The organism is Vibrio sp. 1069 (assembly GCF_033340555.1).
This window is the reverse complement of sequence record NZ_JAWOWP010000611.1, coordinates 1-599: the sequence shown is the minus strand read 5'-3', so window position 1 is coordinate 599 and position 599 is coordinate 1. Positions and strand designations below refer to the sequence as shown.

Genomic DNA, 599 nt, shown 5'->3' with positions numbered 1-599 from the left:
CAGGAAGCAGTTTGTGTTCTGGGTTTGGCACCAACGCACGCATAGCAATCGTGCCCGTTTTGGTATCAATACGGTTACCCAAGAAATCAAGCTGACCTAGATGTTCGAAAAACTGGCCGTTTTCTAGCTCTAGTTGCACTTCCACACCGTTCGACTCGGCCGAACCATCGCCTTTAATTCGATCCATTCCCATCGCTAAACGCTCACGTTCACTGACGCTAAACGAAGTGTGCACAGGATCTAGGCTCACGAGCGTCGTCAGCACACCTGAAGATGGAGAAACCAGATCACCAGTACTCACTTTTGTGTCGCTAATACGACCACTAAACGGCGCTCGGATTTGCGTGTACGAAAGGTTGACTTCTGCAAGTTTAAGCTGTGCATTCGCAGCTTCTAGTTCTGCACGCGCGCCTAGCAATGTTGCTGTCAACGCATCAAATTCCGATTGGGAGATGCTGCCACGAGGAAGCAGGTTTTTACCACGTTGGTGATCAAGCTCTGCCTTTTTAAGCGAAGCTTTTGCTTGTGCTAACGCTGCTTTCGCACTTGCCACTTGTGCTTCAAAAGAAGAAGGTTCAATAGAATAAAGAAGCTGGCCT

At 48.7% G+C, this 599-nt stretch carries 1 pseudogene; it reads right to left on the bottom strand.

Features of this window, described 5'->3' with window-relative positions:
• A pseudogene (vmeY, locus tag R7040_RS28045) lies at positions 1 to 599 on the bottom strand (multidrug efflux RND transporter periplasmic adaptor subunit VmeY); the annotation flags it as partial.